Annotated in this window: 8 protein-coding genes and 1 pseudogene; 5 read left to right on the top strand and 4 right to left on the bottom strand. The window is 38.4% G+C overall.

From position 1 onward, the window contains the following. Positions 1-77: 77 nt before the first annotated feature. Together ACXVWB_RS11005 and gltS are read right to left on the bottom strand one after the other, a co-directional pair. Entirely contained in the window at positions 78-203 is a 126-nt protein-coding gene (locus ACXVWB_RS11005; protein ID WP_001303004.1) for a LysR family transcriptional regulator, read from the bottom strand. A gap of 230 nt (positions 204-433) precedes the next feature. Continuing rightward, positions 434-1,639, bottom strand: coding sequence for a sodium/glutamate symporter (gltS, locus tag ACXVWB_RS11000; protein WP_000599533.1), 1,206 nt, complete (start codon positions 1,637-1,639; stop codon positions 434-436). Between the two features lie 443 nt (positions 1,640-2,082). Between gltS and ACXVWB_RS10995 the strand changes: the two genes are divergently transcribed. The 3 genes from ACXVWB_RS10995 (at position 2,083) to ACXVWB_RS10985 (ending at position 3,476) form a co-directional block, all read left to right on the top strand. Continuing rightward, complete coding sequence (locus ACXVWB_RS10995; RefSeq protein WP_000562370.1) at positions 2,083-2,403, top strand: antibiotic biosynthesis monooxygenase family protein; 321 nt, start codon at positions 2,083-2,085, stop codon at positions 2,401-2,403. Then, complete coding sequence (locus ACXVWB_RS10990; protein WP_000460651.1) at positions 2,396-2,782, top strand: hypothetical protein; 387 nt, start codon at positions 2,396-2,398, stop codon at positions 2,780-2,782. The genes ACXVWB_RS10995 and ACXVWB_RS10990 overlap by 8 nt, the downstream gene beginning before the upstream one ends. A 70-nt stretch (positions 2,783-2,852) precedes the next feature. After that, the gene (locus ACXVWB_RS10985; protein WP_001280391.1) at positions 2,853-3,476 is read left to right on the top strand and encodes an ArsR/SmtB family transcription factor; all 624 of its coding nucleotides are present in this window, start codon (positions 2,853-2,855) and stop codon (positions 3,474-3,476) included. On the opposite strand, the pseudogene tetR(B) reads toward ACXVWB_RS10985, so the two are convergent. Then, positions 3,454-4,076: pseudogene (gene tetR(B) / locus ACXVWB_RS10980) on the bottom strand (tetracycline resistance transcriptional repressor TetR(B)). The gene ACXVWB_RS10985 and the pseudogene tetR(B) overlap by 23 nt on opposite strands. Before the next feature lie 81 nt (positions 4,077-4,157). Between tetR(B) and tet(B) the strand changes: the two are divergent. Next, complete coding sequence (tet(B), locus tag ACXVWB_RS10975) at positions 4,158-5,363, top strand: tetracycline efflux MFS transporter Tet(B) (RefSeq protein WP_001089068.1); 1,206 nt, start codon at positions 4,158-4,160, stop codon at positions 5,361-5,363. Between the two features lie 112 nt (positions 5,364-5,475). Here the strand turns inward: tet(B) and tetC are convergent, their stop codons facing one another. Next, positions 5,476-6,069, bottom strand: coding sequence for a tetracyline resistance-associated transcriptional repressor TetC (tetC, locus tag ACXVWB_RS10970; protein ID WP_000428546.1), 594 nt, complete (start codon positions 6,067-6,069; stop codon positions 5,476-5,478). A gap of 87 nt (positions 6,070-6,156) precedes the next feature. Here tetC and ACXVWB_RS10965 point away from each other — a divergent pair, with 87 nt between their 5' ends. After that, positions 6,157-6,573 (top strand): helix-turn-helix domain-containing protein, encoded by a 417-nt coding sequence (locus tag ACXVWB_RS10965; protein ID WP_000275180.1) that lies wholly within the window; start codon positions 6,157-6,159, stop codon positions 6,571-6,573. Positions 6,574-6,650 lie beyond the last annotated feature (77 nt).

The raw sequence follows: 6,650 nt of genomic DNA, 5'->3' as shown, positions 1-6,650 counted from the left end.
CACTCGTGGCTGCAACCCTGCTTACTCAAAATCTATTCACACATGGTTACGTTTTGGGGAAATTATGAGGGGATCTCTCAGTGCTCAGCATGTTTGAGTGCTTTACTCGCCGCGGGTTGAGAAATATGTAAAACTTCAGCCGCACGCGTTAAGGAACCACAAGTCATTACAGCATAAAAGATATCGAGATGTCTTAATTTCATTCCATGTAGCCTACTGATTATTTATTTCTACGGACTATTCTAACGAATAAAGTATAAATAATCAGATATACTCGTCATAATTCAAATTTTGGTTTAGTTGTCACGAGAATTAATTCGTAAACGTGCAAGCTAAATAGATTGACTAGGGGAATATACGGGGTAAGAAAGCGGCTCGGCATACTGCCCTATAATAAATTGTTAGGAGAAGTACGCCGAGTAGTGTGTAGCTATTAGGTAAAGTATGTACCAATTTCAATAAATATTTTAATTAAGATACTGTTTGAAATATCAACAATAAAGGCACCGACCATAGGAACGACAAGGAAAGCTTTATGTGATGGTCCAAATGCTTTTGTGACTGTTTGCATATTCGCAATTGCTGTTGGTGTTGCTCCCATACCAAAGCCACAGTGACCCGCGCTGATCACGACAGCATCATAATCTTTGCCCATCATTTTGAAGGTGACAAAGCAGGCAAATAGCACCATGACAACAGTTTGTACAGCAATGATAATTAATACTGGCCCTGCCATGCTTGCCAATTGACCAAATTTTAATGACATTAACGCCATTGCCAAGAAAAGCGATAAAGCAACGCTACCTAATACATCGACGGTCGGCTCAAACACTTCGTGTTTAAATACATGAGTCAGTGTATTACGGATAATAATACCGACAAATAAACACCAGACAAAAGTAGGCAGTTGCAGAAAAGTATCTTTAAACAATGCACTGATATAGCCACCAACAACAATACAGATAATCAGCATTGAAATGGTTTCAATAACGTTATTTGCATTGATTTTTCTTTTGACGCTTGGTTGCTCAAAAGCTTCAACGATAGTGTCGCGCTCTTGCTCGGTTGTTTTAGGAATAGAGACCTTTTTCAAAAGATGACGGGCAACAGGGCCGCCAACTAAACCACCCAACACTAATCCAAGTGTTGCACAAGCCATCGCTAATTCAACGGCGCCTGTTACACCATATTTATCAGCGAGAATAGGGCCCCATGCTCCGGCATTACCATGACCACCTGTTAGAGTAATTGAACCTGCAATTAAGCCAATAAATGGACTTTCATTCATCATGACAGCCATACTCATGCCGACAGTATTTTGAATGGCGATTAGGATCGTTACTGCAATAGTTAATAGAACTAACGGCTTTCCTCCTTTAATCAGTCGAGAAAAGTCAGAACTTAGCCCGATAGAGGAAAAGAATGTGAGCATTAATAAACTTTGCAATGAAGCATCAAAAGTAAACGAATAACCTGATGTTTTATCAATAATTAACAGAACAATTGCAACAATAAAGCCACCAACGACGGCTTCTGGTATGTGGTTTTTTTGTAGGAACGGGGTAAATTTTACGACAAACATTCCTATGAGTAGCGCGATACATGCGACTAATAATGTATAACTGGCATCTAGGATCATTTTTTTACCTCTATTAGTTTACCAGAATTTTCACTATAACAATTTAACAATAGTGAAAAATGAAGTTACTTTGGTTAACTAATCTTTAACAATGAGTTTTATTAGGGTATCCATAACTTTTAGTTAATAGGGTCATAATTTTAGTGTGATCTTAATCATGAAATATTAAAAAGATTAAAATAACAACAATGGTATTTAATGATGGGTAAACCTAAATACCATGCGGGATCCGCACTATTTTCGGTGATAGCAAAAAATAAAAAAGTATAAATAATAAACAAAATTATAAGAGAAGGAGAACATGATAAGCGCAGGCCGAGCAATTTAAAGAAGTGTGATATACAACATAAAACAGCAGCATGACCTTTCTATATTTCGTTGCTTATCGAAGTGTTAATTTTCGGGTGGATTACTCTGTTTGTTGATTAATAACGGAGAAAAATATGATTGCTGTAATATTTGAGGTGCAAATACAACCCGACCAACAAACTCGCTATTTGACTTTAGCTGAGGAGTTAAGACCACTATTAAGTCATGTAGCTGGTTTTATTTCAATTGAACGTTTTCAAAGTCTAGCTACAGAAGGAAAAATGTTATCGCTATCTTGGTGGGAAAACGAATACGCAGTTCTGCAATGGAAAAATCATGTTTTACATGCGAAAGCTCAACAAGAAGGGCGAGAGTCAATATTTGATTTTTACAAAATTAGTATTGCTCATATTACTCGCGAATATTCATTTAAAAAGGACAAGGATAATGTTTGATGTTCACGTTGTTTTAGATAATCAAATAGGACAATTAGCATTACTAGGAAAAACATTAGGTAATAAAGGTATTGGATTGGAAGGGGGAGGGATATTTACGGTTGGTGATGAATGCCATGCTCATTTTCTTGTTGAACAAGGAAAGGAAGCTAAAATAGCGCTAGAGCAAGCTGGACTGTTAGTACTTGCGATCCGGACACCATTAATTCGTAAGTTAAAACAGGAAAAACCGGGGGAACTTGGCGAAATAGCACGAGTATTGGCGGAGAATAACATTAATATTTTAGTGCAATACAGTGACCATGCTAACCAACTGATATTAATAACGGACAATGATAGTATGGCTGCATCTGTTACGCTCCCTTGGGCAATAAAGTGAACTTGCGATGGCTAATTTAATACGAAAAGAGGTTACCTTTGAGTCCTCAATAGCCGCGATAGGGGCGGCTATGTCTGACATTTCACGAGTTAAAATACTCAGTGCTTTGATGGATGGGCGAGCTTGGACGGCTACTGAGCTAAGTTCTGTGGCGAATATATCAGCTTCAACGGCGAGCAGTCATTTATCTAAATTATTAGATTGCCAGCTAATCACAGTAGTAGCTCAAGGCAAGCATCGTTATTTTCGGCTAGCAGGAAAAGATATTGCTGAATTGATGGAAAGTATGATGGGGATCTCCTTAAACCATGGCGTACATGCCAAAGTTTCCACGCCAGTGCATTTACGAAAAGCACGTACTTGCTATGATCATTTAGCTGGCGAAGTTGCCGTTAAGATCTATGATTCCCTTTGTCAACAGCAATGGATCACTGAAAATGGTTCAATGATCACATTAAGTGGTATTCAATATTTTCATGAAATGGGAATTGACGTTCCTTCCAAACATTCACGTAAAATCTGTTGTGCGTGTTTAGATTGGAGTGAACGCCGTTTCCATTTAGGTGGGTACGTTGGAGCCGCATTATTTTCGCTTTATGAATCTAAAGGGTGGTTAACTCGACATCTTGGTTACCGTGAAGTTACCATCACGGAAAAAGGTTATGCTGCTTTTAAGACCCACTTTCACATTTAAGTTGTTTTTCTAATCCGCATATGATCAATTCAAGGCCGAATAAGAAGGCTGGCTCTGCACCTTGGTGATCAAATAATTCGATAGCTTGTCGTAATAATGGCGGCATACTATCAGTAGTAGGTGTTTCCCTTTCTTCTTTAGCGACTTGATGCTCTTGATCTTCCAATACGCAACCTAAAGTAAAATGCCCCACAGCGCTGAGTGCATATAATGCATTCTCTAGTGAAAAACCTTGTTGGCATAAAAGGCTAATTGATTTTCGAGAGTTTCATACTGTTTTTCTGTAGGCCGTGTACCTAAATGTACTTTTGCTCCATCGCGATGACTTAGTAAAGCACATCTAAAACTTTTAGCGTTATTACGTAAAAAATCTTGCCAGCTTTCCCCTTCTAAAGGGCAAAAGTGAGTATGGTGCCTATCTAACATCTCAATGGCTAAGGCGTCGAGCAAAGCCCGCTTATTTTTTACATGCCAATACAATGTAGGCTGCTCTACACCTAGCTTCTGGGCGAGTTTACGGGTTGTTAAACCTTCGATTCCGACCTCATTAAGCAGCTCTAATGCGCTGTTAATCACTTTACTTTTATCTAATCTAGACATCATTAATTCCTAATTTTTGTTGACACTCTATCATTGATAGAGTTATTTTACCACTCCCTATCAGTGATAGAGAAAAGTGAAATGAATAGTTCGACAAAGATCGCATTGGTAATTACGTTACTCGATGCCATGGGGATTGGCCTTATCATGCCAGTCTTGCCAACGTTATTACGTGAATTTATTGCTTCGGAAGATATCGCTAACCACTTTGGCGTATTGCTTGCACTTTATGCGTTAATGCAGGTTATCTTTGCTCCTTGGCTTGGAAAAATGTCTGACCGATTTGGTCGGCGCCCAGTGCTGTTGTTGTCATTAATAGGCGCATCGCTGGATTACTTATTGCTGGCTTTTTCAAGTGCGCTTTGGATGCTGTATTTAGGCCGTTTGCTTTCAGGGATCACAGGAGCTACTGGGGCTGTCGCGGCATCGGTCATTGCCGATACCACCTCAGCTTCTCAACGCGTGAAGTGGTTCGGTTGGTTAGGGGCAAGTTTTGGGCTTGGTTTAATAGCGGGGCCTATTATTGGTGGTTTTGCAGGAGAGATTTCACCGCATAGTCCCTTTTTTATCGCTGCGTTGCTAAATATTGTCGCTTTCCTTGTGGTTATGTTTTGGTTCCGTGAAACCAAAAATACACGTGATAATACAGATACCGAAGTAGGGGTTGAGACGCAATCGAATTCGGTATACATCACTTTATTTAAAACGATGCCCATTTTGTTGATTATTTATTTTTCAGCGCAATTGATAGGCCAAATTCCCGCAACGGTGTGGGTGCTATTTACCGAAAATCGTTTTGGATGGAATAGCATGATGGTTGGCTTTTCATTAGCGGGTCTTGGTCTTTTACACTCAGTATTCCAAGCCTTTGTGGCAGGAAGAATAGCCACTAAATGGGGCGAAAAAACGGCAGTACTGCTCGGATTTATTGCAGATAGTAGTGCATTTGCCTTTTTAGCGTTTATATCTGAAGGTTGGTTAGTTTTCCCTGTTTTAATTTTATTGGCTGGTGGTGGGATCGCTTTACCTGCATTACAGGGAGTGATGTCTATCCAAACAAAGAGTCATCAGCAAGGTGCTTTACAGGGATTATTGGTGAGCCTTACCAATGCAACCGGTGTTATTGGCCCATTACTGTTTGCTGTTATTTATAATCATTCACTACCAATTTGGGATGGCTGGATTTGGATTATTGGTTTAGCGTTTTACTGTATTATTATCCTGCTATCGATGACCTTCATGTTAACCCCTCAAGCTCAGGGGAGTAAACAGGAGACAAGTGCTTAGTTATTTCGTCACCAAATGATGTTATTCCGCGAAATATAATGACCCTCTTGATAACCCAAGAGGGCATTTTTTACGATAAAGAAGATTTAGCTTCAAATAAAACCTATCTATTTTATTTATCTTTCAAGCTCAATAAAAAGCCGCGGTAAATAGCAATAAATTGGCCTTTTTTATCGGCAAGCTCTTTTAGGTTTTTCGCATGTATTGCGATATGCATAAACCAGCCATTGAGTAAGTTTTTAAGCACATCATCATCATAAGCTTTAAGTTGGTTCTCTTGGATCAATTTGCTGACAATGGCGTTTACCTTACCAGTAATGTATTCAAGGCTAATTTTTTCAAGTTCATTCCAACCAATGATAGGCATCACTTCTTGGATAGGGATAAGGTTTTTATTATTATCAATAATATAATCAAGATAATGTTCAAATATACTTTCTAAGGCAGACCAACCATTTGTTAAATCAGTTTTTGTTGTGATGTAGGCATCAATCATAATTAATTGCTGCTTATAACAGGCACTGAGTAATTGTTTTTTATTTTTAAAGTGATGATAAAAGGCACCTTTGGTCACCAACGCTTTTCCCGAGATCTCATCTATTGAAACAGCTTGATAGCCTTTTTCAACAAACAATATTCGTGCTGAGTTAACCAGTGATTGATAGGTACTCTTAAAATTTTCTTGTTGATGATTTTTATTTTCCATGATAGATTTAAAATAACATACCGTCAGTATGTTTATGGTATCATGATGATGTGGTCGTGACAATCTTAAGAACATTTAGGTTATTTTATGTATATTGAACAGCATTCTCGCTATCAAAATAAAGCTAATAACATCCAATTAAGATATGATGATAAGCAGTTTCATACAACGGTTATCAAAGATGTTCTATTATGGATTGAACATAATTTAGATCAGTCTTTACTGCTTGATGATGTGGCGAATAAAGCGGGTTATACCAAGTGGTATTTTCAGCGGCTGTTCAAAAAAGTAACAGGGGTCACACTGGCTAGCTATATTCGTGCTCGTCGTTTGACGAAAGCGGCTGTTGAGTTGAGGTTGACGAAAAAAACTATCCTTGAGATCGCATTAAAATATCAATTTGATTCCCAACAATCTTTTACACGTCGATTTAAGTACATTTTTAAGGTTACACCAAGTTATTATCGGCGTAATAAATTATGGGAATTGGAGGCAATGCACTGAGAGATCCCCTCATAATTTCCCCAAAGCGTAACCATGTGTGAATAAATTTTGAGCTAGTAGGGTTGCAGCCACGAGTA

The sequence above is a fragment of the Haemophilus sp. SZY H53 genome (genome assembly GCF_054332375.1).
This window is presented reverse-complemented; position numbering and strand designations above follow the sequence as displayed.

Excerpts from the sequence above, each read along its gene's own strand:
- ACXVWB_RS11005 (WP_001303004.1), bottom strand. The coding sequence starts at position 203 with ATGAAATTAAGACATCTCGATATCTTTTATGCTGTAATGACTTGTGGT.
- gltS (WP_000599533.1), bottom strand. The coding sequence starts at position 1,639 with ATGATCCTAGATGCCAGTTATACATTATTAGTCGCATGTATCGCGCTA.
- ACXVWB_RS10995 (WP_000562370.1), top strand. The coding sequence starts at position 2,083 with ATGATTGCTGTAATATTTGAGGTGCAAATACAACCCGACCAACAAACT.
- ACXVWB_RS10990 (WP_000460651.1), top strand. The coding sequence starts at position 2,396 with ATGTTTGATGTTCACGTTGTTTTAGATAATCAAATAGGACAATTAGCA.
- ACXVWB_RS10985 (WP_001280391.1), top strand. The coding sequence starts at position 2,853 with ATGTCTGACATTTCACGAGTTAAAATACTCAGTGCTTTGATGGATGGG.
- tetC (WP_000428546.1), bottom strand. The coding sequence starts at position 6,069 with ATGGAAAATAAAAATCATCAACAAGAAAATTTTAAGAGTACCTATCAA.
- ACXVWB_RS10965 (WP_000275180.1), top strand. The coding sequence starts at position 6,157 with ATGTATATTGAACAGCATTCTCGCTATCAAAATAAAGCTAATAACATC.